Below are 24,959 nucleotides of genomic sequence, written 5' to 3'. Positions count from 1 at the left end.
CGAGCAATTCCTTACGACGTAAAGTATCAGCCGGAGAAGGTGGGAGCCGCGATGGGGCAGGCGTTGACCGTGTCGTACGTACGGGTCGTCGGCGTGGAGCGGATCACTCCGCGCACGGCGCGTGTCACCTTCACCGGGGACGCGCTGGCGGAGCTCATGGAGGACCGGCCCGACCAGCAGATGAAGCTCTGCTTCCCGAGGGCGGGGCAGGGCGTGCCCCGGCTGCCGGAGCCGGAGGCCGACGACACGTACGGCATGCGCTGGTACGAGGCGTACCTCGCGATCCCCGAGCCCGAGCGGCCGTTGCTGCGGAGTTTCACCGTCCGCGGGTACGACCGCCGGCTGGATGTGATGACGGTCGACTTCGTGCTCCACGGCGACGACGGGCCCGCGGCCCGCTGGGGGCGGGACGCCCGGCCCGGCGATGTGCTCGGCATGGTCGGCCCGTCGTCGCTGTATGCCCGGCCGCTGCCCGTCGCCGACTGGCTTCTGCTGGCCGGCGACGAGACGGCGCTCCCCGCGATCGCGACCCTGCTGGAGTCGCTGCCGGCCGGGGCGCGGGCGCTCGTCTGGGCCGAGGTCGCCGACGCGGCGGAGGAGCGCCCGCTCGACTCGGCCGGCGAGGTGACCGTCCACTGGGTGCACCGGGAGCGGGGCGGGTCGCTGCCGGACGCCGTGCGGGCGGCACGGCTGCCCGCCGGTTCCGGGGCCGCGTGGCTGGCCGGTGAGGCGGGGGCGGTACGGGCCCTGCGCCGCCACCTGGTCGAGGAGCGCGGGCTGGCCAGGAAGGCCGTGGAGTTCAGCGGCTACTGGCGGCGCAGCCTCACCCAGGACGACGCCCCGACCGAGGAGGACCTGGCCTGGGCGAAGGAGCAGGCGGGGGAGGGGTCCTCATAGGCCGCCCCGGCCGCCCCCGGCGCCCCGGACGCTCCCCGTTCCCCGGACGGCCCGGCCCGCCAGTACCTGGGTGCGGCGCCCGTCCTCGATGACGAACCGGCCGTCGATCAGCACGTGCGGGATGCCGACCGGAAGCGTGCGCGGCTCCTCGAACGTCGAGCCCGCCGCCACCGTTTCCGGGTCGAAGAGGACCAGGTCGGCGCGGTAGCCCTCGCGGACGTACCCCCGGTCGGTCAGGCGCAGCCGGTCGGCCGGACGCGAGGTGAGATGGGCGACGCACTCCTCCAGCGACAGGGTGCCCAACTCCCTTACGTAGCGGCCGAGATACTGCGGGAACGTGCCGTAGGCGCGCGGGTGCGGCTTGTCGCCCTGGAGGATGCCGTCACTGCCTCCGGTGTGCACCCGGTGGCGCATGATCTGCCGCACGTTCTCCTCGTGGCCCACGTGCTGGAGGATCGTCGGGCCGAGCCGGTCCTCGACGAGCAGCCTGCGCGCGGTCGCCCAGGGCGTCTCGCCGCGCAGCCGGGCGGAGTCGGCCACCGTGCGCCCGACGTGGTCGGCGAGGGCGGGGACGCCGACCCCCGAGATCTCGATGGTGTCCCACTCGATCGGCACGCCGTGGCAGCCGTCCGATCCCAGCACCTCCATGTGGTGCCGGATCCGTTCCGCCGTGGCGTCGTCGGCGAGGCGGGTGAGCACCGACTCGGGCCCGCCCTCGCTCGCCCAGCTCGGCAGCATCGCGACGAGGGTCGTGCAGCCGGGCGTGTACGGGTAGGTGTCGAGGGAGATGTCGGCGCCCGCGTCGAGGGCGTGGTCGAGCAGGGCGAGCAGGTCGGGGGCCTTGCCCTTGTTCACGCCGAAGTTCATGGTGGCGTGGGCGAGATGGAGGGCGCAGCCCGCGTTCCTGGTGAGCCGCACCATCTCCTCGTACGCGCCGAGCGCGCCCGCCCCGTACGAGCGGTGGTGCGGGCAGTAGTAGCCGTCGTACTCGGCCACCACCCGGCACAGTTCGGTGAGTTCGGCGTCGTCGGCGTACATGCCGGGGGTGTACGTGAGCCCGGAGGACATGCCGACCGCGCCCTCGGCCATGCCCTGGGCGACGAGCTCCTTCATCCGGTCCAGCTCGGCCCCGGTGGCCGGGCGGTCCTCCCAGCCCACCGCGTACATCCGGACGGTGCCCTGCGGTATCAGATAGGCGGCGTTGACGGCGATGCCCCGGCCGTCGAAGTTGCGGTCCAGCCGGTCCAGGTACTCGCCGACCGTGCGCCAGTCGAAGTCGATGCTCGTGTCCTCGGGCGCACCGCCGTTCCAGCCGGTGATGGAACGGCGGACCTCGGCGAGCGTCCGGTCGTCGACCGGGGCGTACGACAGGCCGTCCTGGCCGAGGACTTCGAGCGTGACGCCCTGCGCGGCCTTGGCGCTGTGGTCGGGGTCGCGGAGCAGCGCGAGATCGCTGTGCGCGTGCATGTCGATGAAGCCGGGGGAGAGGACGAGCCCGTCGGCGTCGAGCGTGCGGCGGGCGGAGGGGCGCGGGCCGGGGGAGCCCTCGGGGTGGATCTCGGCGATCCGGCCGTCGGCGATGGCCACATCGGCACGGCGGCGGGGGCCGCCGGTGCCGTCGACGACGTGGGCGTTACGGATGACCAGGTCCATGGGGCGGCTCCTGTGGAATCGAGCCCCTCCGGTGGTGGGGGAGCGGGGGTCCGGGGGCGGAGCCCCGGTCACGGGAAGAGCCGGGGAGGGGAACAGCCCCGCAGGGCGGCTCCCCTCCCGCAGCTGTCGGACGCGGGGATCAGAAGAACGTGCGGATGTAGTCCGTGACCGTGCCGTCCGCCGCGACCAGCGGGATCAGCTGCCACTTGTCGAAGCTGGTGCACGGGTGCGACAGGCCCATCCCCACCCAGTCGCCCACCTCCAGCTCCGCACCCGGCTCGGTACGCACCCACGCGTGCTGGTCGGAGAGCCCGGTGACCGAGACGCCCGTCGCCGGCCGCACCGTGCCGTCCCGGCCGGACCGCACGACCTGCGCCTCGGGCAGGTCGAGGTCGTAGGCCGCGTCCCGCTTGCCCGCGTTGAGGAACGCCTGCTCGTCCGTCGGGCGCGACACGACCTGGGCCCACAGCCGGAAGGCGGGCTGCAGCTCCCCTTCCTCCGGCACCCGGTTGAACGGGGTCAGATGGCGGTAGTGGCCGTCGTCGTGCGAGACGTAGGCGCCCGAGCGCAGCAGCTTCAGCACCGGCGCGGACAGCTCCGGGATCCGCGCGAACACATCCGCCACCGCGTCGAACCACGCGCTGCCGCCCGCACTGATCACGATCTGCTCGCCGGCCGCGAATCGCCCCGCCCGGTCGAGGTCGACGGCCAGCGCGACGAGCCGGTCCAGCCACCGGCGCACCCGCTCGCCGGACGCGTCCGGCACCTCGCCCTCGTAACCGGCCACGCCCACCAGACGCAGCGTCCCGGCCGCCGCCACCGCGTCGGCCACCGCCGCGCAGTCGGCCTCGGTACGGGCACCGGTGCGCGCGCCCTCGCCCGCGCCCAGCTCCACCACCACGTCCACGGGGCGGGAGGCGCCCGCCGCGCGCAGCGCCTCGTCCATCAGCTCCACGCCGCGCACCGAGTCGACGTAACAGATGAAGCGGAACTCCGGGTCGGAGTCCAGCTCGGCGGAGAGCCAGCGCAGGGCCGAGGCGTCGACGAGTTCGTTGGCGAGGAAGATCCGCCGGATCCCGTACGCCCGGTAGACCCGCGCCTGGTGCGGCACGGCCGCGGTGATGCCCCAGGCGCCGTACTCCAGCTGGCGGGCGAAGAGCTGCGGGGACATGGAGGTCTTGCCGTGCGGGGCGAAGGCGAGCCCGTGGCGCTCCGCGTACGTCTCCAGGAGGGCGAGGTTGTGCTCGACCGACTCCGCGGACAGGGCGAGCACCGGGGTGGTGAAACCGCCCGTGAAGAGGTTGCGGCGCTCGGCGGCGAGGGCACCGACGGTCAGGCCCTCCGCGTCGGGCGGGAGCGCCTTGAAGCGGTGGTCGACCAGCTCGTCGGCGAGTCCGGACACAGGACGGTCGGCGGCCAAGGGGGCCTCCTCGATCGAAGTCGTCGTTGCATCATGTGCAACACCCATTGCGTATATCGCTTAACGCTGTCTAACATCCGAGCCGACGCCGGGTCAATGGCGTGCACCCCCCGCCGCGCCCCGAACCGCACCACCGAACCCGCGAGGAGCCCCGAGTGTCCGGAACCCCGGCCAGGACCGCCGACGCCGCCACGGTCGCCGAAGTCGTGTGCCTCGGCGAGTCCATGGTGACGTTCCTGCCGTCGCAGCCCGGACGCCTCGCCGACGTACCCGCCTTCGGCCGCGGCATCGGCGGCGCCGAGTCCAACGTCGCCTGCGCGCTGGCCGCCGCCGGCCACCGGGCGGCCTGGGTCAGCCGGGTCGGCGCGGACGGCTTCGGCGACCACCTCGTCGAGGCGATCGCCGGCTACGGGGTCGACACCTCCGGCGTGCGGCGCGATCCGTCCCGGCCCACCGGGATCTACTTCCGCACCGCGACCGACCGGGCCGCCGATGTGCACGAGGTCGCCTACTACCGGGCCGGTTCCGCCGCGTCCGCGATGTCCCCGGGCACCATCCCGTACGGGACGCTGCCCACGACCCGGGTCCTGCACCTGTCCGGCATCACCGCGGCGCTCTCCGCCGACTGCCTGGCCCTGCTCCACGACCTGACCGAGCCCCGCCCCGGCCGCCCGCTGATCTCCTTCGACGTCAACCACCGGCCGGGCCTGTGGCGCGACGCCGACGCCTCCCCCGAGGTGCTCCTCGACCTGGCCCGCCGCAGCGACCTGGTCTTCGTCGGCGAGGACGAGGCGGAGGAGGCATGGGGGGTGACCGGCGCGGAGGCGATCCGCGCGGCGCTGCCGGAGCCGGCGACCCTGGTCGTGAAGCGGGGCGCGGACGGCGCGACGGTCTTCTCGGGCGCCGGCGGCATCCCGGGTACCGACGACGTCACCACCGTCCCCGCCCTCCGCGTCGACGTCGTCGCCCCGGTCGGCGCGGGCGACGCCTTCGCCGCCGGATTCCTCTCCGCGACCCTGCGCGACCTCCCCGTACGCGACCGTGTCCGGCACGGCCACCTCATGGCCGCCGCCGTCCTCACCGTCCCCGGCGACCTCACCGCCCCGCCGGCCCGGGCGCACGCCGACTCCCTTGCCGCACTGGACGACGAGGCCTGGGGGAGACTTCGTCTCGGCCCCGGGTGGACGGGGGACGACCAGGAGGTACGTACGACATGAGCCAGACCGTCGACCGGGCACTGAGCATCCTGCCGCTGCTCGCCCAGGGGCCCGCAGACCTCGGCCAGGTCGCCGAGCGGCTCGGCGTCCACAAGTCCACGGCGCTGCGCCTGCTCCGTACGCTCCACGAACACGGACTCGTCTACCGCCAGCAGGACCAGCGCTACCGCCTCGGCGCCCGCCTCTTCGCCCTCGCGCAGGAGGCCGTGGAGAACCTCGACGTACGGGAGATCGCCCATCCCCACCTCGTCGAACTCAACGAGAGCTGCGGGCACACCGTGCATCTCGCGGTGTACGAGGAGCAGGAGGTCCTCTACATCGACAAGGTCGAGAGCCGCTACCCGGTCAGGATGTACTCGCGGATCGGCAAGCCCGTCGCGATCACCGTCGCCGCCGTCGCGAAACTGCTCCTCGCCGACCTCTCCGAGCCCGAGCGGCGCGCCGTCGCCGAGAAGCTCGACTACCCCATGTACACGTCCCGTTCGACCCCGAACGCCGGTGCCTTCCTCAAGGAGCTCACCGCCGTCCGCGAACAGGGCTGGGCCACCGACCTCGGCGGCCACGAGGAGTCCATCAACTGCGTCGGCGCCCCCATCCGGGGGGCGGACGGGCGGGTCGTCGCCGCGATGTCGGTGTCCGCACCCAATGTCGTCGTCACGGCCGAGGAACTCCTCACCCTGCTCCCGTTGGTGCGCCGCACCGCCGACTCCATCAGCCGGGAGTACTCCGGCACCACCCGACCCAAGAAAGCCTGAAAGCCATGACCGAGAAGATCGCCCTCACCCCGAGCACCCACACCACGCCCCCCGCGAAGTTCTCGCACGGCGTGAAGAAGGGGAACATCCTCCAGGTCGCCGGCCAGGTCGGCTTCCTGCCCGCCGCGGAAGGCCAGGCCCCGACCCCCGCCGGCCCGACCCTGCGCGAGCAGACCCTCCAGACCTTCGCCAACGTCAAGGCGATCCTGGAGGAGGGCGGCGCGAGCTGGGACGACGTGATGATGATGCGCGTCTACCTCACGGACGTGGACCACTTCGCCGAGATGAACGAGATCTACAACTCCTACTTCGGCGAGCAGAACCTCAAGGCCACCCCCGCCGCCCGCACGACGGTCTACGTCGGCCTCCCCAAGGGCCTGCTCATCGAGATCGACGCGCTCGCGGTCCTCGGCTGAACCAGCTGATCCACTTGCCGCACCGGCTCCACGCGCACGGCACGGCGCCCCACCCCATGGGGGCGCCGTGCCGCGCTCCCCCACACCCGAAAACCGTCTCCGACAACGGAGTTACGCATGCTGCTCGCCGCAACCCCACCACCGGCCGAGACACCACCGCACACCGGTGGAATACTCCCGCTCATCGACGGCACCGCCGGTCTGCTGACCGTCGCCGCCCTCGGCATCGCGCTCCTCCTCTTCCTGATCATCAAGGTCAGGCTGCAGCCGTTCGTCGCGCTGCTCGCCGTCTCCATAGCCGTCGGCCTGGGCGCCGGACTCTCCGTCACCGAACTCTTCGGTACGGTCCAGAGGTCCGCCGCCGTCTCCGTCATCGAATCCGGCATGGGCGGCATCCTCGGCCATGTGGCGATCATCATCGGCCTCGGCACGATGCTCGGCTCGATCCTCGAAGTCTCCGGCGGCGCCGAAGTGTTGAGCACCCGGCTGCTGAACCTCTTCGGCGAGAAGCGGGCCCCGCTCGCCATGGGCCTCACCGGCCTCATCTTCGGCATCCCGGTCTTCTTCGACGTCGGCATCTTCGTCCTCGCGCCGATCGTGTACGCCGCCGCCAAGCGGTCCGGCAAGTCGATCCTGCTCTACGCGATGCCGCTGCTGGCTGGCCTGTCCATGACCCACGCGTTCCTGCCGCCGCACCCGGGCCCGGTCGCCGCCGCCGGACTCTTCCACGTCTCCCTGGGCTGGGTCATCCTGATGGGCGCCGTCGTCGGCATCCCGTCCGTACTCGCCGCCTGGGGCTACGCCGCGTGGATCGGGAAGCGAATATTCGTCCCGGTCCCGCAGGACATGGTCGAGGCCGCCGAGGAGGCCAGGGCCGCGGTCGTCGCCGAGCAGCGGGCCGCCGGGGTCACCCCGCGCGAGGAACCGGTCGCGCTCGCCACCGTACTCACGATCATCGGCACCCCGCTGGTGCTGATCCTCGCCGCGACGTTCTCCTCCATCGCGCTCGACCCCTCCACGCCGCGCTCCGTCATCGAGTTCTTCGGCAACCCATTCGTCGCCCTGACGATCGCGCTGGTGCTGGCGTACTACCTGCTGGGCATCCGCCGCGGCTGGTCCCGCAAGTCCCTGGAATCGGTGTCCACCTCCTCGCTCAAGCCGGTCGGCAACATCCTGCTGGTGGTCGGCGCGGGCGGTGTGTTCGGCGCCGTCCTCAAGGCGAGCGGCATCGCGGACGCCCTCGCCAAGACCTTCAACGACGTCGGCCTGCCGGTCATCCTGCTCGCCTGGCTGATCTCCGTGGTCCTGCGCGTCGCCCAGGGCTCGGCGACCGTCGCCATCGTCACCACCGCGGGCATCGTCGTCCCCCTGGTCGAGGGCCAGGACCTCTCGCAGGCGCATCTCGCCCTGATCATCATGGCGATCTCGGCCGGTTCGATCTTCGCCTCGCACGTCAACGACGGCGGCTTCTGGATGGTGTCGAAATACTTCGGCATCTCCGAACGCGACACCCTCAAGTCCTGGACGGTCCTGGAGACGGTCCTGTCGGTCGCGGGATTCGCGGTGGCGGCACTGCTCGGTCTGGTGATCTAGGGTCTTTCGTTCGGATCGGGCCGGATCAGACACCGGGGCACGCGAGCCCGGCATGATCCAGACGGGAGGCCCCGGCGACGCCGGGGCCTGGGCGGTCGGCACGGTGCCCCATCGGGGGCGCCGCGCCGTGCCGGTTCAGGCCCCCGAGGCGCAGATGATGCTCCGGCCGTTGTTCACCGGCCAGTACCAGAACCGCTCTCCGCGCCCGGCCGGACAGGTCCAGTTCGTGCCCGCCGCGGGTGCCCGGTAGTAGCCGGTGATCCGGAGGATCGACTGGCCGGCCCGGGGCACGGTCGACGCGTCGCAGTCCCACACCACCGTCAGATCAGCATTGGTGGCCCCCTTGACCTGCGCGGGGAAGCACTGGCCCACCTGGAACACCCGGTCGAGGCAGAGCGTCCGCTCGACACCGTCCTCACCGGACTTGCGCCACCAGGTGAAGCCCGGTCCACTGTCGCAGGAACTGGCGGCCCCGGTCGTGGTGCTGACGCGGTTGACGTGCATGTAGGCATTCGACGCCCGGCAGCCCACCCGGACCGGAGTCCTGGCGCTCATGTTGTCGTGCCCGTCGTTGTACACATCGAGACAGTCACCGGCACGCACCGCGGCGAATGCCCGGTCGGTGGCGTCCGGGGTGGGAGTCGGCGTGGGGGTCGGCGTGGGCGATGACTCCTCGGTGTCGCCGCCGGAGCCGTAGGTGCTGTCGCTGTCGGGTCCGCTGCCGGAGCCGGTGTCGCTGCCGTCCGTATGAGTGCCGAGGTCGTTGCCGGAGGTGACGGCGCCGGAACCGGTGACGCCGGAAGGGCTCCCGCCGCCTCCGTTCCCGCTCCCCGATGTCGTCCAGGGCTGCCAGACCAGGAGCGCGATGACGGCGGCCACGGCGATCAGCCAGCCCCAGCCCGAAGACCCGCCCGAAGAAGCGGACGGCGGGGGCGTCGGGCGCGTCGTGCCCGGAGTGGGCGAGGCCGCCCGCGGCCGTGCGGCACGGTCCGCCTGCTCGGCGCGCTGCCTCTCGGCCCGCTCCCGCCGGGCCCGCTCCCGAGCGGCCCGTTCCACCCGCTCGCGTTCCGCCTGTTCCCGCGCGGCTTGCTGCGCGGCCTGTTCCTGCGCGGCCCGCTCCCGCGCCGCCCGCTTCTCCGCGCGCTCGCGTTCCGCCCGCTCGTGTTCCTTCGCCGCCCGCTCCCGTTCGCGGGCGGCCCGCTCGCGCTCCCGCAGCTGCGCCTCGCGGTCCGCGGTGTACACCCGGGTCGGGCCCGGCGGCGGCACCATGCCGGTGCGCTGATCATCGCTCCCCGCCACCGGATCGGACGGGCGCCCCGACGCGAGCGCCAGGCCCTGGGCCGCGTACTCCCCGATCAGCGCCGACCACTTCGGCGGCAGCCAGCGCACCCCGCTGTCCGTGGCCGGCAGCCCTGCCTGGTCCCTGCGGAACCGGGCGAGCAGCTCGGCGGGCGCCGGCCGCTGCCCCGGATCCGCGGCCAGACACGGACGGACCGTCCCGATCAGCTCCTTCGGCAGCCCTCCGAGGTCGAGCTCGCCGCGCTGGACCCTGGCCAGCAACCGCAGGGTGTCACCGTCCGGGCTGTACGGCGGGCGCCCGGTGGCCAGCATGAAAAGGGTGGCACCGAGCGAGTACATGTCCGAGGCGGCCGTCGACGGCTCACCGCGCGCCTGCTCGGGCGAGGTGAAGGCGATCGTGCCCAGCGTGAGACTGGTCCGGGTGAGGTCGTTGGCGTGCGAGATGCCGAAGTCGATCAGGCGGGGGCCGTCCAGCGGCAGCAGCACGTTCTGCGGCTTCACATCGCGGTGCACGATGCCCGCCCCGTGCAGGGCGACCAGCGCCTTCGCCGTGCCGGCCGCCACCCACCGTACGGCCGACGCGGGCAACACCCCGCAGGCGCGCACCAGTTCGGACAGCGGGGGCGCCGCGATGTACTCGATGGCCATCCACGGCCGCTCGGCCTGCGGGTCCGCCTCCCGTACCCGCGCCGTGTGCGCGCTGTCGACCCGCTGCGCCAGCGACACCTCGCGGGCGAACCGCCGCCGGTCGATGTCGCTGACCTCGCCCTCGGCCAGCAGGGTCTTCACCGCAACGAGTTCCCCGCTGCCCCGCCCGTCGCTCCGGGCGCCGCTCCGGGCGAGGTAGATCCGCCCCATGCCGCCCGACGAGAGCCGCCCGAGCAGCCGGTACGGTCCGAGCACCGCCGGATCGTCCCCGCCCAACGCCTGAATCCGCGCCCCGGCCATGTCCCTCCCCCTGTCGCACCGCCACCGCGCCACACAACGGTGCCACGAACGCTCCCGAACGGCCATGGAATGTCGGCAGTCCCGGACAGCCTGTTGCGGGTCCGGGACAGACCCGGGACGGGCACCGGACCCGGAACGTGCAGCAGCGCCGCCGGGGGAGCGGCGGCGCTGCTGGTCACTGATGCCGGCCGTGCGGCCGACGGCCGGCGAGTACCGGCTACGGCATGCCGTGCACGTGCGGGCCCACCGCGTTCGACCAGGCGTTGCCCGACTTGGCGTCCCAGTTGGTCGACCAGGTCATGGCCCCGCGCAGACCCGGGTAGGTTTTCGAGGGCTTGAACGAACCGCAGCCGGTGCCCTTGGCCAGGCAGTCCAGGGCCGCGTTCACGACCGACGGCGGTACGTAGCCGCTGCCGGCACCGCTCGTGGAGGCGGGCACACCGAGGCCGACCTGGGACGGGTCGAGGCCACCCTCCAGCTGGATGCAGGCGAGCGCGGTGAGGAAGTCCACCGAGCCCTGCGAGTAGACCTTGCCGTCGCAGCCCAGCATCGAACCGCTGTTGTAATACTGCATGTTGACGACGGTCAGGATGTCCTTGATGCCGAGCGCCGTCTTGAAGTACTCACCGGCGGTGGACTGCATGTCGATGGTCTGCGGGGCCATCGTGATGACGAGGCCGGAGCCCGCCTTCTGCGACAGCGAGCGCAGCGCCTTCGTCATGTACGTGGAGTTGAGGCCGTTCTCCAGGTCGATGTCGACGCCGTTGAAGCCGTACTCCTGGATCAGCGAGTACACCGAGTTGGCGAAGTTGGTGGCGGAGGCGTCGCTGTTGACGGAGACGGAGCCCTTCTCGCCGCCGACCGAGATGATGACGTTCTTCCCGGTCGCCTGCTTCGCCTTGATGTCGGCCTTGAACTGGTCGACGGTGTAGCCGTTCAGGCCCGCCGTGTCCAGGTTGAAGGTGACGGCGCCCGGTGTGCCGGTGGCGTCGGCGAAGGAGACCGCGATGATGTCGTAGTTCGCGGGCACGTCGCTGAGCTTCTGGACGGTCGCGCCGTTGTTGAAGTTCTGCCAGTAGCCGGTCACCGCGTGCTTGGGCACGGAGGTGCCGGGGTTGGGGTTGCCGCCGCCCTCCTTGGCCGTACGGCCGCTGACCGTAGCGGACTTGACGGACTCGCCGGCCGCGTTGGTGGCGGTCACCGAGAACTGGTACGCCGTGTCGGCGGCCAGCCCCGTGACCGTCGCCGAGTTCCCGGTGGCGGTGGTCGCCTTCGCGCCGTCCCGGTAGACGGTGTAGCCGGTCGCGCCGGAGACCGCGTTCCAGGACAGGGCCACGGAGGAGGAGGTGGTCGTGCCGACCGCGAGACCGGCCGGGGCGGACGGGATGGTCGGCTCCGGGTCGGTGCCGCCCCCGCCGTCGGGGCCGTTGACCGACACATCGTCCACCAGATAGGCGGCCTGCCCGTACCAGCCGTGCGTGTAGACCTGGACCGAGGTGGTGCTGGGCCCCGTCCTGAAGCTGGTGGTGAGCTGCGTCCAGCTGCCGGATCCGGGGGACCAGGTCGAGACGTCGGTGGTACCGGTGCCGCTCGCGCCGAGGTACGCGTACCCGCCCTGCACCCAGGAGCTGAGCGTGTACGTCGAGTCGGGCTTCACGGCGACGGTCTGGGTGCACTTCGCGGTGTCCTGGCCGGACGGGGTGGCCTTGAGTGCGGCGGTGCCACCGTGCACGGGGGAGGCGACGGTGGCGCCGCTGCCGCCGGAACAGGTCCAGTTGGCGAGCCCGGACTCGAAGCCCGCGTTCTTGGCGACATTGATGTCGGCCGCCTGGGCGTTTCCGGCGAGGCCCGTGGCGGTCAGCGCGCCGGCCGCGAGAACGGCCGCGACGGCGCCGACGAGGGGACGGTTGTACCGCCTGCGGATTCTGTGGCCGTTGACGGGGGAAGGTTCCACTTGCTGCCTCCGTGGGGAGTCGGGGATGCCTGCCGGGGTACCCGTGCGACAGCCGGCGGGGTCGACCGGCGCTACTCGGGCCGTCCGGAAGGTGACGGGCAGAAGAAGGGGATGTGGAGTTGAGGAACGGTGGCCACCGCTGGCCGACAAAACTGGTCCAGACCAATCGAGTTGTCAAGACCTCTGGCAACGGGACCTGCGACGACCGCGTCTGCCCGGTCGCTTCCGAACCGGCCCCGCGACGGGGCGCGGGAGCCTCCGCTTGGGCCCCGGACCGGCCTCGGCTTCCCTGTGAATTGACGTTTTGTTGACCCCGTCGCGCCGTGTCCGACCCCGTGCGGGTGAAGTGCCCGGAGTGCTCGGACAGTGACCGTCCCGGCCCTCGCGGGGTCGGGCGCGCCAGGTTCCGCATCCTTGCTGACGTGCGGCGATGAATTCGGGGCCCGGGTGACCGGAAGGTGTATCGGTAACCCTCCGCAGTTGTACAGAAGTTGACGATTTTCGATTTGATCCGATTTAGCACCAGGGCGTTACGCGGGCGCCTCGCACACGTTGTCGGACTGGCCTCCGAAAAGTGTTCTCTGCCAGGTAAGACGTGGATAAAGTGCTGAGGCAGAACCGCGGAGCAGGAGCGATTGCGGCCGACGTCATGACCGGCGTCCGGCCGGAAGCCGAAACGGGGAACAGCGTGCCGACCGCAATAGCAGTGACCAGTGCTGACTTGGTACTACCTCCGACCGATCAGCAGACACCGACAGCCGCCCTGTTGCAGGCTCCGGACGCCCAGGCTCTGGAGATGGCCATCGGTGACATGCACGTGCTGCTCGAACAGCACGGCTATGTCGTCGCCGTCTATCCGAGCGGCATCTCGCCCGCCCACGAGCGCCGGCTCTACTCCGTCCGCTCGGTCCTGGAGAGCGATCGCATCGCTCTGGTGAAGGCGGACCTGCCGCCGCTCGGCGTGGCCGTACTCGTGCGGCAGTTGCGCCAGTTGTCCATCTGTGACTTCAGCCCCGGAGTGGTGGCCTCCGCCGCCCGGCTGCTGGCGCACTACATCCACGCGGGCGCCCTGCTCCACTCGGTCACCAAGTTCGACCGGATCCCGGTCGACCTCAGGACCCATGCCAAGTCCTGGGTGCCCGGCTCCCAGTTCGCCGTGGTCGCAGGCCCCGAACCACAGCTCGTCAAGGTCGGTCCGAAGGCGGAACTCCCGACCGGCCCCGAATTCGCCACTCATCTGATGACCGCCAAGGGGCAGTCCCAGTCCGAGTGGGTGAAGGAGACCCTCGCGCCCGCGTGGAAGGTCCAGTCCATTCACGAGGCCGCACTCCCGTCCGATTCCCCCGCATGGTGGGGAACCGGGAAACTGGTGGAATTCGCCGCCTTTCTGCCAGACATCTCCGTCCTGTACCAGTTGGTGTCCTCGGTGCGCCGGGAGATCTGCCACTGGTGCGGAATGGAACTCATCGGTGATCTCTGCGGGTTCTGCTCCTCCCCGCTACCCGCAGCGGAGAACCGAAAGCACCCAGCCGGTGTCCTCAGCCATGGAGCGCTCGCACCACCACAGTCCTAGCGTCACCGCAGACCCGGTACCACCGCAGACCCGGTACCACCGCAGTTCCAGCGCTTCCGCTTTCCTCCGTAGACGCCCTTCCGTCCGCTGCCCCACGCATCCGAATTGAACGAGGTTGTCCGGCCCATGAACTCCCGTCAGCGCCGCGGCGTGATACTCCTGCTTTTGTCGGTTCTGTGCGCCTTCGGCGCCTTCGCCGGCGTGCTCTCGGTGATCAGCGACGTCAATTCCAAGGTCGGGCCGGAGGTCTCGGCCTACCAGCTGAAGTCCGATGTAGCCCCCTATACCGCCCTGTCCTCCGGGCAGTTCGAGAAGATCTCGATGCCCAAGCGCTGGCTCTCCTCCAACGCGGTGACGGACCTCTCCGAGGTCAACGGCAAGATCGCCGTCACCCAGCTGCGCAAGGGCTCGCTCCTCCAGTCCGACATGATGCAGCGTCGTCCCGAACTGCAGCCCGGGGAGCAGGAGATCGCCATCATGATCGACGCGGCGACCGGGGTCGCGGGCAAGATCACCCCGGGTGCCACCGTCAACATCTACGCCACCTTCGCCGGTGAGCGCGACGGCGACCCCTCCCAGTCGAAGGTCATCGTCTCCAACGCCAAGGTCCTGGACGTCGGCAAGCTGACCGCCCTGGAGCCCAGCCACGACGGCAAGTCCAACATGGGCACCGAGGCCGTCCCGATCACCTTCGCGCTCAACACGCTCGACACCCAGCGCATCGCCTACGCCGAGTCCTTCGCGGAGCACGTACGCCTCGCGCTCCTCGCCTCCGGCAGTGACAGCACCATCCGTCCGGGCGACCGCACCTACACGCTCGACAAGGACAAGTGAGGATCGAATGACCACGAGGATCCTCCCGGCCGTCGGTGACATCGACGCGGCCAGATCCGTCACCACCCTGCTCAGCCAGCTCCCCGAGGCGGAGCCGGCCGCTCCGGTCACCGATTCGACCCAGCTCATCGACACCCTCGCCCGCCTCGCGGGCGAGTCGCTCGACGATCTGCCCGAGGTCGTGCTGGTCCACGAGCGGATCGGTCCGGTGCCGGCACTGGAACTGATCCGGGAGGTCTCCCTGCGCTTCCCCGCCATCGGGGTCGTGCTCATCACCGCCGATGTCACCCCAGGTCTGTTCTCGTCCGCGATGGAGTCGGGTGCACGTGGTGTCGTCACCCTCCCCCTGAGCTACGAGGAATTGGCCAACAGGGTTCAATCCGCGGCCCAGTGGTCCGTCGGAGTCCGCCGCCACCTGACCACCGGGGCCGATGTCTTCACCGGCCCCGGCGGTACGGTCATCACCGTCAGCGGCGCCAAGGGCGGCGTGGGCGCCACCGTCACCGCCGTGCAGATCGCCCTGGCGGCCCAGACGTCCGGACGGACCGTCGCCCTGGTCGACCTGGATCTCCAGACCGGCGACATCGGCTCGTACCTCGATGTGCAGTTCCGGCGATCGATCGTCGACCTGTCGACGATCACCGACATATCGCCGCGCGTCCTGTCCGACGCCGTGTTCAGCCACGGCACCGGCCTGGCGTTGCTGCTGGCCCCCAACGAGGGCGAGAGCGCCGAGGAGGTCAGCGACCGCTCGGCCCGGCAGATCGTCAGCGCGCTGCGCTCGCGCTATGAGGTCGTGGTGATCGACTGCGGCAGCCAACTCCAGGGCGCCAGCGCGGCGGCCATCGAGATGGCCGACACGGCGCTGCTGGTCACCACGCCCGATGTGATCGCGGTGCGTGGTGCGAAGCGGGTCGTACGGATGTGGGAACGGCTCCAGATCCGCAAGGCCGAGGACACGGTCACCCTTGTCAACCGCTTCATCCGCAACACCGAGATCCAGCCGCAGCTGATCGAGAAGATCACCGGAACCACGACGGCCAACACCGCCGTTCCCGCGAACTTCAAGGAACTCCAGGCCGTCGTCGACGCGGGCCGGCTGCACGAACTCGACTCCAAGAGCACGGTCAAACAGGCCCTCTGGGCCCTTGCGGGCGAGCTGGGCATCGTCAAGGTTCCTGAGAAGGCGGAAAAGAACGGCGCGAAGAGCAGCGCGAAGTTCAAGAACGACCGAGGCTCGATCGGGCGCCGACGCGACCGCGACGGCAACTCCCGGAACCGGCAGACGACCTAGGGGGCAAGTTGACCAATGGCACTTACCGAGACGAGAGACACGGAGATACGGGGAAGGCGTTGCGGTGATGTCGCCCCGGTGCGGGGCGGGATGCGCGTCCGTCTCATCGGCCGGGGGCGTGACCGCGGACAGACCGCGATCGAGTTCCTGGGCGTCACACCGCTGATCATCCTGCTGCTGATCGCGCTCTGGCAGTGCGCGCTGATCGGCTACACGTTCTCCCTGGCGGGGAACTCGGCGGACCAGGCGGCGCACAAGGGAGCCATCTCGGAGGGAACGCGAGGCCAGGCGTGCCGGGACGCTGCCGAGGAGGATCTGCCGAAGGTCTGGCGTGAGTCGATGAAGCGGACCCAGTGCAGCTCCTCGTCCGGGCTGTACAAGGCCACCGTGAAGCTGAGGGTTCCGGTCCTGGTGCCCGGCGTACTCAACTGGCCGATGACCATCGAGGGCAACGCCGCGTCGCCGCTGGAGGCCGAGCGATGAGCATGCGCGTACACAATTCGGACCGGACAGGCACCGCTTCCCGCCGGGAGCGCGGTCAGGTCGCCATCGAGTACATGGGCTTCATCCCTCTGCTGCTCCTGGTGGGCCTCTTCGCGATTCAACTGGGGGTCGCCGCGTATGCCGCCAACCAGGCGGGCACCGGAGCCCGCGCGGCCGCACGTAGCGCCACCCAGGACGTGCCGCGCGGGGATTCCGAGCAGGCGGGGCGCGAGGCGATGAGCGACTGGCTCGGCAGCCACAAGAACTCGAGGTTCAAGCGCCATGGCGGGTCCGACGACGTGACGTACACCACTCGCGTGAGGATCCCCTCTGTGGTGCCCGGAATCGACGACTGGGGTTGGGCCAGTCGTAGTTCCACGATGCCGCGAGGGTGAGCGGGGCCCGCACCGCACGACCGGGTCACCACAGTTTTTCCGAACGAGGAGTTACGCAATGAGTCTGCGGGCACGCATGAGCGCCCCCGAGAAGAACGGCGGGGCGCGGGAGGACAGCCACATGGTGGCCACCTACCGCGCCAAGCTGCTCGAAGAGATCGACCTGGCGGAGATGTCCTCGCTCGCCGCCGCAGACCGGCGAGCGAGGCTGGAGCGCGTTCTCAGCCACATCATCAGCCGTGAGGGCCCGGTCCTCTCGACCGTCGAGCGCACCCAGCTGATCCGCCGGGTCGTCGACGAGGCCCTCGGGCTCGGCATCCTGGAACCACTCCTCGAGGACGCGTCCATCACCGAAATCATGGTGAACGGGCCGGACCAGATCTTCGTCGAGCGCAGCGGCAAGGTCGAGCAACTGCCGATGCGCTTCAGTTCGCACGAGCAACTGATGCAGACCATCGAGCGCATCGTGTCGACGGTCAACCGCCGCGTCGACGAGTCGAACCCAATGGTCGACGCGCGTCTACCCAGTGGTGAGCGTGTCAACGTGATCATCCCGCCGCTGTCGCTGACCGGTGCGACGCTCACCATCCGACGGTTCCCGAGGGCCTTCACGCTCCAGGAAATGATCAATGTCGGCTCGCTCGACGATCAGATGCTGATCCTGCTGGCCGGGCTCGTCCAGGCCAAGCTCAACGTCATCGTCTCCGGTGCCACCGGCACCGGGAAGACAACGCTCCTCAACGCGCTGTCCGGCCTCATCCCCAACAGCGAGCGCATCGTCACCATCGAGGACTCCGCCGAGCTCCAGCTCCAGCAGAGCCACGTCATCCGGCTGGAGTCCCGCCCGGCTAACGTCGAGGGGAAGGGCCAGATCACCATCCGTGACCTGGTCCGCAACTCACTGCGTATGCGTCCGGACCGCATCGTCGTCGGTGAGGTCCGTGGCGGTGAATCGCTCGACATGCTCCAGGCGATGTCCACCGGTCACGACGGCTCGCTCGCCACCGTCCACGCCAACAACGCCGAGGACGCACTGATGCGTCTGCAGACTCTGGCCTCGATGTCCGAGATCGAGATCCCGTTCGAGGCGCTGCACGACCAGATCAACAGCGCCGTCGATGTGATCGTCCAGCTCACCCGGCATGCCGACGGTTCCCGAAAGATCACCGAGATCGCGGTCCTCGACTCGCACGGGCGCGATCCCTACCGCATCGTGACCGTCGCCAAGTTCAACGCCCAGCCGATGGACGCCGAAGGACGGATCAACGGCGAGTTCAAGTACCTCCCGATTCCGCGCAAGATCGCCGAGCGCCTCTACATGGCCAGCCAGCCCATCCCGCAGGCCTTCGGGGTCGCCGAATCCGCTGAACAGCTCGCCACCCGAGAGGCCAACTAGGTACCGTGCCATGACGAATCTCCCTCTTCTCACCATCGGCGTGACGTTGCTCGCCGGCGTCACGGGCGTCGTGGGCCTGCACGCCTACAGCGGCGGCAAGGCCGATCGGGACGCCCTGGTGGACCGGCTTTCACACACCGGCCACATTCCGGAGGCAGGCCGCCGCCGTCGATTCCGGGCGGTGGACAGCCGACTGCGGAAGACCGGCCTGGGCCGGAAGCTCGAACTGAAACTGGCTGCCACCGGCCTCGACATCACCCCGGGCGAGTTCTTCGTCTACGCCTTCGTCGCCCTGGCCGGGCTCTGGATGATCGCCTCGTCCATGCTCGCCAGCTTCTTCGGTCCGGTCGCCGCCCTCATCGGCCTCTGGGGAACCAACGCCTTCCTGAACTGGCAGCGGACCAAACGCACCGAGCACTTCATCAACCAGCTTCCCGAGCTCGCCCGAATCCTCGCCAACGCCACCCAGGCCGGCCTGGCGCTGCGTACCTCCATCGGAATGGCGGCCGATGAACTGGAGGATCCGGCGGGCGAGGAGCTGGCCAGGGTGGCCCGCCGTCTTGCCGTCGGTGAATCCCTCGAGGACGCGATGAGCGAACTCACCGACCGGTTGCCCTCCCGCGAACTCGTCGTCCTCGTCACCACTCTCGTCCTGTCCAACCGAGCCGGCGGTACGGTCGTCAGCTCGCTGCGCAACCTCACCGAGACGCTGGAGGAGCGCAAGGAGACCCGACGCGAGGTCAAGACCCAGCTCTCCCAGGTGACGGTCACGGCCTATGCCGTTCCCGCCTTCGGCCTGGGCGCCATGCTCCTGATGAACACGGTCATGCCCGGCGCACTCGACCGTATGACCGGCGCGTTCATCGGGCAGGTCGCGGTGATCGTCTCCCTTGCCCTGTACGCGATCGGATTCATCGTGATCCGTCGCCTTTCCAAGATCGACGTCTGATGGGCGGCGCACACATGGATCTGCTGCTGGCAGGAGTCGTAGGTCTCGCGGTCTTCGGAGCCATAGCGGGTGTCCGCATGTACCGGGCCGATGCGAAGCTCCCCGGTGACCTCGCGATCGCTCTTGAAGTCGGGGCGACCCGTACCAGCGCGGTCGGCTCCGGCATCGACCGCCTGGGCATGCGCTGGGCCCCCATGGTGCTGCGCATGATGGGCGCCAAGTCGGTCAACAAGAAGCGCCGCCAGATCGACATGGCGGGCAACCCGGGTGGTCTGACCATCGACCGCTACGCCGCCCGCCGGGCTGTCTACGGCGGACTCGGCCTGCTCGGCGCCTTCTCGATGATCATCCGTGGGCAGGTCTTCCTCTCCCTGGTGCTGATCGCATTCGGACTGTTCTGGGTCGAGGTCGGCATCTGGTCCGCGGTCCGTATCCGTCGAGACCACATCGACCGGACCCTTCCTGACTTCCTCGATGTGCTCGCCGTCGTCGTCTCCGCCGGCCTCGGCTTCCGCCAGGCACTGGCCCGGGTCGCCGACAAGTACGAGGGGCCCTGGGCGGACGAACTCCGCATCACCCTGCGCCAGATGGACATGGGCGTCAGCCGCCGCGAGGCCTTCGATCAGCTGCGCAAGCGCAATGACTCGGAGCAGGTCGCGATGTTCGTGACCACGCTCCAGCAGGGCGAGGAGCTCGGTGCGCCGATCGTCGAGACACTGATCCAGATCGCCAACGACATGCGGCGCACCGATGCTCAGAACGCCCGCCGGAAGGCGGCCAGGGCCGTTCCCAAGGCGACCTTCGCGGTCACCACGTTCCTGCTGCCCGGCACGCTGGTGATGCTGACGGTCGGCTTCGTCTACGGGGTCAACGTCGACTTCAGCACCCTCATGGGCGGATGACGTGAACGAGGCGGACGGTGGGCAGATCGGGCGGAGGGAGGTGACGGGCTCGTGTCGTTCCAACTCGGCAGCTATCAGAACGGACTGAATGCCGAGGTGCGCCAGGCGATCGCCGACCCCGGATCACGCCCGGCGTTCGCGATCCAGCTCAACGCCCTCCAGGCGATGTGCAGGCAGGTCTTCGGCTTCCGGCTCGCCATGATCGCCATCGCCACACCGTTCGCGCTCGGTCACACCGCTCCCGGCCTGGCCTCCTGGCTGATCGGCTCGGCCATCCTCGTCACGTTCATGGGCTCGTACGTGCTGTTCCGGGACTGGGAACGCTTCGGCCCCGTCCTCCTGCGCCACCCGTGGCTGCTGGGCATAGACGCCTTCTTCGGCGCTCTGCTGCTGATCACGGCCAGTCCCGAGTCCACCCTGGCCTACGTCACGGTGTGCACCCCGCTGCTGGCCGGGCTCGTCTACGGCTGGCGCGGTGCAGCGGTGTTCGCCGCGCTCCAGGTGGTCATCGTCCTCGGCGTGTACAACACCACCCCGAAGATGCAGCCCGCCGACGCCACGGCAATCCTGCTTCCGGGCTTCTGCTTCATAGCGGGCGCCGTCGGCGTCACCCTGCGCAATCTGCTCCTGCGCTTCGGGACGGCGAGCCAGGCCCTCACCGAGACCAGGGCTCGTCTCGCCGTCAGCGAGGCCGTGGAGGGCGAGCGGACCCGGCTCGCCCGGGAAATGCACGACTCGGTTGCCAAGACCCTGCACGGACTGGCGCTGGCAGCCGACGGCCTGGCCGGCTCCTCCGACCGGATGGACCCGCTGACCGTCAAGCACCAGGCCGAACTGGTCGCCCGCGCCGCCCGCCGCGCCGCCGCCGAGTCCCGGGAACTGCTCTCCGACCTGCGCCGCGAGTCCGGACTCGACGGCGGTGTGGACGTCGTACGCGAACTCCGGGCCCGGGCTGAGGACTTCACCCGGCGGCACGGGCTGACCGCCACCTTCCGGCTCCTCAACGACGCACCGATACCGCACGTCCCCCAGGTCGTCGCCCGCCAACTGCTCACCATCGCCTCCGAGGCGATGGAGAACGCCCACCGCCACGCACAACCCACCTACCTCGTCGTACTCGCAGGTGTGAAGGGCGACGTCCTGCGCGTCAGCGTGTACGACGACGGGCGCGGTCTGCCTCCGGGCACGACGCTCGACGATCTCCGCCACGCCGGGCACTTCGGTCTGGTCGGGATGGTCGAGCGTGCCGCGTCCATCGGTGCCCGTATCCGCATCGGAAAGGGGCAGGCGGCCAAGGGCACCGAGGTCCGCCTGGAACTCCCGATGGCTGCCCTGCTCGCCGCTCCAGGGGCGGAGCAGCCCGACTGAATCGCTCTCTCATTCCACCCTCACCCCCCATAGACCCTTGAGAGGAGGTCGCAGATGCCGGACGACGTCTCCCGTGCGTCGGGCCAGAACTGGGCCGCTCGGAACCACGCTTCCCAGCACACGTCCTCGCACGTCACCCCGCTCAACTCGGAGCCCAGCTCCCAGGTGTTCCCCGTCCAACAGCAGTCCGCGACATCCGAGCCCCTGCCCCCCTTCCCCGCGGCGGCGCCCATGACCGTCCCCAGCGCCCTGCGGGTCGTCGTCGCCGACGACAACCCCGTGGTCCGGGCCGGCCTCGGCGTCCTGCTCTCCGGCCGTGAGGACATCGAGGTCGTCGCGGAGGCCGCGGACGGCCGCCAGGCCTACGACATGGCCGTCCGGCACCGCCCGGACGTCGTCCTGCTCGACGTCCGGATGCCGGGCGTCGACGGCATCTCCGCGCTGCCGCACCTGGTGCAGGTCGCGCCCGTCATGATGCTGACCTACAGCCGCGAGAACGAGATCGTCCACGAGGCGCTGCGCCTGGGCGCGAGCGGCTATCTGGTCCACGGCGAGTTCACGGCCGACCAGCTGGTTCAGGCGGTGCGCGACACGAAGGACGGCCGGGCCCACTTCACCGCCACCGCGGCCAATGCCCTCCTCGCCCACATGCGTCAGGGCCCGGGGCCGCAGTCACGACCGCTTCCGGAAGGGCTCGGAACGGCACTGACCACAGGTGTTCCCTACCAGGGGCCCGGATACGACGGTCATCCCCAGAGTTCCGTTCAGCAACACGGTGCGCCTGCACATGCGCCCAAGCCGGAACCGTCTCCACCTGCGCCGCGACCTGTCCGGGCACCGCAGGGTCTTTCGCATTTGCAACCAGTTGTGGCACAGTCTTCCATGACCGGGGAACCGGGCATGACGCTCAACAGGCAGCAGTACGGGCTGAGTTCGCGGGAGGTGGAGGTCATGGAGCTGATCGCTTCCGGCATGAGCAATCAGCAGATCGCCGCCACCTGCTTCATCAGTGAGAAGACGGTCAAGAACCACATCAACCGGATCTTCACCAAGCTGCACAGCACAAGCCGCAGCGAGGCCATCGCCCGCTGGCTCGGCACGGCCCCCGTGACGGGACGAGGGGCGCGCGAGGCCGGTGGTCACCGTGGCTGAGCGGAAGAGTGCGTACGGGAACGGGAACGGCGCTGCGGCGGGATTTGGGTCCTGGCTGCACACACCTGTGTCACAGGCCCAACTGACGGTTTGGGCCCGGGAATGGGCCCTGGGGCCCTCCGGCGAGCGGGGCGCGCCGCCGTATGTTTCTCATGTCGCCAGCGGCACCGGCCAGGAGGAAGCCGGTACCGCGGGCGACACCAAAGGAACTTGCGAGTCGGCCGGCTACCGGTCGGCCGAACCCGGAGGGGAACACCATGTCGAACATCACCCTGAAGACCGCCGTTCGCGTCAACGGCTGGGCCAACACCACTGTCAGCGCCATTCAGAAGCGCTACGAGAACAAGGACCGCGGCCAGACGGCGTTCGAGTACCTGGGCATCATCCTGGTGGTCGTGGCGATCATCGGTGCGATCGCGGCCTCGGGTATCGGCGGCTCGATCTCGAGCAAGATCTCCGACCTGGTGTCGCAGATCAAGGCCGGCTAATGATCGCGAGACTTCGCGGCGAGGCAGGGCAGGCTTTCCCCATCTATGTTGTGATGGTGGCGGGCCTGCTCTTCCTCGCGTTTGCCTTCTTTACCGTCGGTAAGGCCGCTGCCTTGCGCAACGGGGCCCAGGGAGCAGCGGACGCTGCCGCGCTGGCTGCCGCCCAGCAGTCCCGCGAGCAGCTGGAGGCCCCGTTCCTCGCTTCACTTCCCGAGAGCATGCTGGACATGTTCCTGCAGGCGCATCCGGTTACCGGGTGTCCCGCGGCACGGGCGATGGCCGCAGAGAACGACGCGAAGCTCACTCCGCCCGGATGCGTCCCCATGCCCGGCGGCGAGCGGGACAAGATCAGGGTTGACGTCAAGACTCTCAAGCCTGTGGGTGCGTCTGTGGTTCCCGGCATGAAGCGCACGTTCGCCAAGGGGCATGCCACTGCTGTCATTGAGTGGCGCTGCCCCAAGTGGAGGTCCGTGGACTTCAACGACGACAGCATCCAGGACGTGTACTTCTTCACGTGCAGGGGTGGCGAGATGCTGTCAATCAGTCCGGGCAGCCCCCCGCCCTGGGAACAGGTGAGCAAGATTCTCTTTGACGTGCACCTGGTCGACAGCTGACAGCGAACGACGAGTAAAGGAATCAGAAGCGATGAGCATTCGGCGCTCCATCAAGTCCCGAAGGGTAGTGGCAGCCGTATCGATGACGGCGGCCCTGGCCCTGGCCGTCACCGGCTGCGGTGCCGACGACGGCGGAGGGACAAAGGACACCGGTTCGCCGTCCTCCCCTGCTTCTCCCAAGTCCTCCGACGAGGACAAGGGCAAGGAGCAGGAGGACACCGCTGCCGGGGAGGACGTGGACCCGAATGTGAAGCTCGCGGAAGCCAGGGGCGACAAGAACATGCTGCTGGTCGTCAACCAGGTGAAGCGCGACGGCGGCGGTTTCGTCACGGTTCAGGGCGAGTTGAAGAACCAGGGCCAGACCGTCGTCAACCCGTCCGCCTGGGCCGGCAGCGAAGTCGCCATCGTCAGCAAGAATCTGAACTCCGTCGGCGGCGCGACGCTCGTGGACAAGGCCGGGAAGAAGCGCTACTACATCCTCCGGGACACCGATGGTCGTTGCCTGTGCACGACCGGCATGTCCGCTGTCCAGCCCGGCGCCTCGGTCCCGGTCTTCATGCAGTTCCCGGCGCCGCCCGCCGAGACGACCGAGGTCGACTTCAACCTGCCGACGTTCGCCACCACGTCGCTGAAGATCTCCGGGTGACGGACGAGATGACATACACCTGCATGCGGAGTGGTCCGATTCGACGGACAGGCATGGTCATCGCGACGGTAGTGCTGATGGCCGGCACGTCCGTCATGGGTGCCTCGGTCGCTCTGGCCGATGACGGACCGAGCGTACCGCCGGGTACCGAGGCGTCAGCGGCCCCGCCGGTCCCTGTGGACGGCAAGGACCCCGACCTGAAAATGGTTGACGGCGCCACGCTCGCCCCGGCCAAGGTCCTCGACATCATCCAGGTCGTCGAGGACATGGGCGGCGAGGAGCGACGCGAGGACAGCAACGCGAACGTCAAGTTCGCGCTCCAGGCCGAGGTCCTCTTCGGCAAGGACAGCGCCAAGCTGAGTTCCGCCGCCAACTCCCGTATCGCGGCCATCGCCGCCGAGATCAAGAAGCAGAACGCCAGCAAGGTGCGCGTCTTCGGCTTCACCGACAATCTCGGCTCGTCGGCCCACGGCGACGTGCTGTCCAAGCAGCGTGCCAATGCTGTGCAGGCGGTGCTGGTGAAGGATCTCGGATCGACCGTCACCTTCGAGATCCGTGGCTACGGCGAGCAGTACCCGATCGCCGACAACAGCACGGAAGAGGGCCGGAAGAAGAACCGGCGCGTGGAGGTCTCCTTCCCGCGCGGCACGTCTTCCTGAGGATTCGCGCCACAGCAGGGGCCGGGCACCGCGTGCGAATCGCGGTGCCGGGCC

23 protein-coding genes are annotated in these 24,959 nt (G+C 69.7%); 19 read left to right on the top strand and 4 right to left on the bottom strand.

All coding sequences use genetic code 11. The annotated features are described in order from the left end of the window. Positions 1-51: 51 nt before the first annotated feature. Positions 52-897 carry a siderophore-interacting protein gene (locus tag ACFVH0_RS09305; protein ID WP_385818970.1) on the top strand — a complete coding sequence of 282 codons (846 nt, stop codon included), beginning with the start codon at positions 52-54 and terminating at the stop codon, positions 895-897. Here ACFVH0_RS09305 and ACFVH0_RS09300 read toward each other — a convergent pair. Together ACFVH0_RS09300 and ACFVH0_RS09295 are read right to left on the bottom strand one after the other, a co-directional pair. Continuing rightward, positions 892-2,550: an amidohydrolase family protein gene (locus ACFVH0_RS09300; RefSeq protein WP_385818969.1), complete on the bottom strand. Its 1,659-nt coding sequence runs from the start codon at positions 2,548-2,550 to the stop codon at positions 892-894. The two genes, ACFVH0_RS09305 and ACFVH0_RS09300, sit on opposite strands and share 6 nt — an antisense overlap. A 139-nt stretch (positions 2,551-2,689) precedes the next feature. After that, positions 2,690-4,018 carry an alanine racemase gene (locus ACFVH0_RS09295; protein ID WP_385818968.1) on the bottom strand — a complete coding sequence of 443 codons (1,329 nt, stop codon included), beginning with the start codon at positions 4,016-4,018 and terminating at the stop codon, positions 2,690-2,692. Between the two features lie 107 nt (positions 4,019-4,125). Here ACFVH0_RS09295 and ACFVH0_RS09290 point away from each other — a divergent pair, with 107 nt between their 5' ends. The 4 genes from ACFVH0_RS09290 (at position 4,126) to ACFVH0_RS09275 (ending at position 7,951) form a co-directional block, all read left to right on the top strand. Further along, positions 4,126-5,187, top strand: coding sequence for a sugar kinase (locus tag ACFVH0_RS09290; RefSeq protein ID WP_385818967.1), 1,062 nt, complete (start codon positions 4,126-4,128; stop codon positions 5,185-5,187). After that, a complete protein-coding gene (locus ACFVH0_RS09285) occupies positions 5,184-5,942 on the top strand; it encodes an IclR family transcriptional regulator (protein ID WP_385818966.1) in 759 nt (252 codons plus the stop codon). The genes ACFVH0_RS09290 and ACFVH0_RS09285 overlap by 4 nt, the downstream gene beginning before the upstream one ends. Before the next feature lie 5 nt (positions 5,943-5,947). After that, entirely contained in the window at positions 5,948-6,358 is a 411-nt protein-coding gene (locus ACFVH0_RS09280) for a RidA family protein (protein WP_385818965.1), read from the top strand. 117 nt (positions 6,359-6,475) lie between these two features. Then, positions 6,476-7,951, top strand: coding sequence for a GntP family permease (locus ACFVH0_RS09275; RefSeq protein ID WP_385818964.1), 1,476 nt, complete (start codon positions 6,476-6,478; stop codon positions 7,949-7,951). A 135-nt stretch (positions 7,952-8,086) separates the two neighbouring features. On the opposite strand, the gene ACFVH0_RS09270 is transcribed toward ACFVH0_RS09275, so the two are convergent. Both ACFVH0_RS09270 and ACFVH0_RS09265 read right to left on the bottom strand, forming a co-directional pair. After that, complete coding sequence (locus ACFVH0_RS09270; RefSeq protein WP_385818963.1) at positions 8,087-10,198, bottom strand: serine/threonine-protein kinase; 2,112 nt, start codon at positions 10,196-10,198, stop codon at positions 8,087-8,089. 217 nt (positions 10,199-10,415) lie between these two features. Next, on the bottom strand, positions 10,416-12,152 hold the full coding sequence (locus tag ACFVH0_RS09265) for a chitinase (protein WP_385818962.1): 1,737 nt from the start codon (positions 12,150-12,152) through the stop codon (positions 10,416-10,418). 706 nt (positions 12,153-12,858) lie between these two features. Between ACFVH0_RS09265 and ACFVH0_RS09260 the strand changes: the two genes are divergently transcribed. The 14 genes from ACFVH0_RS09260 to ACFVH0_RS09195 all read left to right on the top strand — a co-directional run bounded on the left by ACFVH0_RS09260 (position 12,859) and on the right by ACFVH0_RS09195 (position 24,905). Further along, complete coding sequence (locus ACFVH0_RS09260; protein WP_385818961.1) at positions 12,859-13,725, top strand: hypothetical protein; 867 nt, start codon at positions 12,859-12,861, stop codon at positions 13,723-13,725. 126 nt (positions 13,726-13,851) lie between these two features. Beyond that, entirely contained in the window at positions 13,852-14,559 is a 708-nt protein-coding gene (gene cpaB, locus ACFVH0_RS09255) for a Flp pilus assembly protein CpaB (RefSeq protein WP_385818960.1), read from the top strand. A 7-nt stretch (positions 14,560-14,566) separates the two neighbouring features. Beyond that, positions 14,567-15,853 (top strand): CpaE family protein, encoded by a 1,287-nt coding sequence (locus ACFVH0_RS09250; RefSeq protein WP_385818959.1) that lies wholly within the window; start codon positions 14,567-14,569, stop codon positions 15,851-15,853. Positions 15,854-15,943: 90 nt separating this feature from the next. Next, positions 15,944-16,336, top strand: a complete 393-nt coding sequence (locus tag ACFVH0_RS09245; protein WP_385818958.1) for a TadE/TadG family type IV pilus assembly protein — start codon at positions 15,944-15,946, stop codon at positions 16,334-16,336. After that, complete coding sequence (locus tag ACFVH0_RS09240) at positions 16,333-16,731, top strand: TadE family protein (RefSeq protein WP_385818957.1); 399 nt, start codon at positions 16,333-16,335, stop codon at positions 16,729-16,731. The genes ACFVH0_RS09245 and ACFVH0_RS09240 overlap by 4 nt, the downstream gene beginning before the upstream one ends. A 58-nt stretch (positions 16,732-16,789) precedes the next feature. Then, on the top strand, positions 16,790-18,127 hold the full coding sequence (locus ACFVH0_RS09235; protein WP_385818956.1) for a CpaF family protein: 1,338 nt from the start codon (positions 16,790-16,792) through the stop codon (positions 18,125-18,127). Between the two features lie 10 nt (positions 18,128-18,137). Beyond that, positions 18,138-19,076, top strand: a complete 939-nt coding sequence (locus ACFVH0_RS09230; RefSeq protein ID WP_385818955.1) for a type II secretion system F family protein — start codon at positions 18,138-18,140, stop codon at positions 19,074-19,076. Between the two features lie 14 nt (positions 19,077-19,090). Then, complete coding sequence (locus ACFVH0_RS09225) at positions 19,091-19,978, top strand: DUF5936 domain-containing protein (protein ID WP_385819021.1); 888 nt, start codon at positions 19,091-19,093, stop codon at positions 19,976-19,978. A gap of 51 nt (positions 19,979-20,029) precedes the next feature. Then, a complete protein-coding gene (locus tag ACFVH0_RS09220) occupies positions 20,030-21,346 on the top strand; it encodes a sensor histidine kinase (RefSeq protein ID WP_385818954.1) in 1,317 nt (438 codons plus the stop codon). A 54-nt stretch (positions 21,347-21,400) separates the two neighbouring features. Further along, complete coding sequence (locus tag ACFVH0_RS09215; protein ID WP_385818953.1) at positions 21,401-22,498, top strand: response regulator; 1,098 nt, start codon at positions 21,401-21,403, stop codon at positions 22,496-22,498. Positions 22,499-22,755: 257 nt separating this feature from the next. Then, complete coding sequence (locus ACFVH0_RS09210; protein ID WP_385818952.1) at positions 22,756-22,986, top strand: Flp family type IVb pilin; 231 nt, start codon at positions 22,756-22,758, stop codon at positions 22,984-22,986. Further along, a complete protein-coding gene (locus tag ACFVH0_RS09205) occupies positions 22,986-23,600 on the top strand; it encodes a pilus assembly protein TadG-related protein (protein WP_385818951.1) in 615 nt (204 codons plus the stop codon). The genes ACFVH0_RS09210 and ACFVH0_RS09205 overlap by 1 nt, the downstream gene beginning before the upstream one ends. A gap of 31 nt (positions 23,601-23,631) precedes the next feature. After that, positions 23,632-24,246 (top strand): hypothetical protein, encoded by a 615-nt coding sequence (locus tag ACFVH0_RS09200; protein ID WP_385818950.1) that lies wholly within the window; start codon positions 23,632-23,634, stop codon positions 24,244-24,246. A gap of 53 nt (positions 24,247-24,299) precedes the next feature. Beyond that, complete coding sequence (locus ACFVH0_RS09195; protein ID WP_385818949.1) at positions 24,300-24,905, top strand: OmpA family protein; 606 nt, start codon at positions 24,300-24,302, stop codon at positions 24,903-24,905. Positions 24,906-24,959: the final 54 nt, after the last annotated feature.

The sequence above is a fragment of the Streptomyces sp. NPDC127117 genome (genome assembly GCF_042677325.1).
GTDB lineage: Bacteria > Actinomycetota > Actinomycetes > Streptomycetales > Streptomycetaceae > Streptomyces.
Note: the sequence above shows the minus strand (reverse complement) of the source record. Positions and strands in the feature narration are given on the sequence as shown.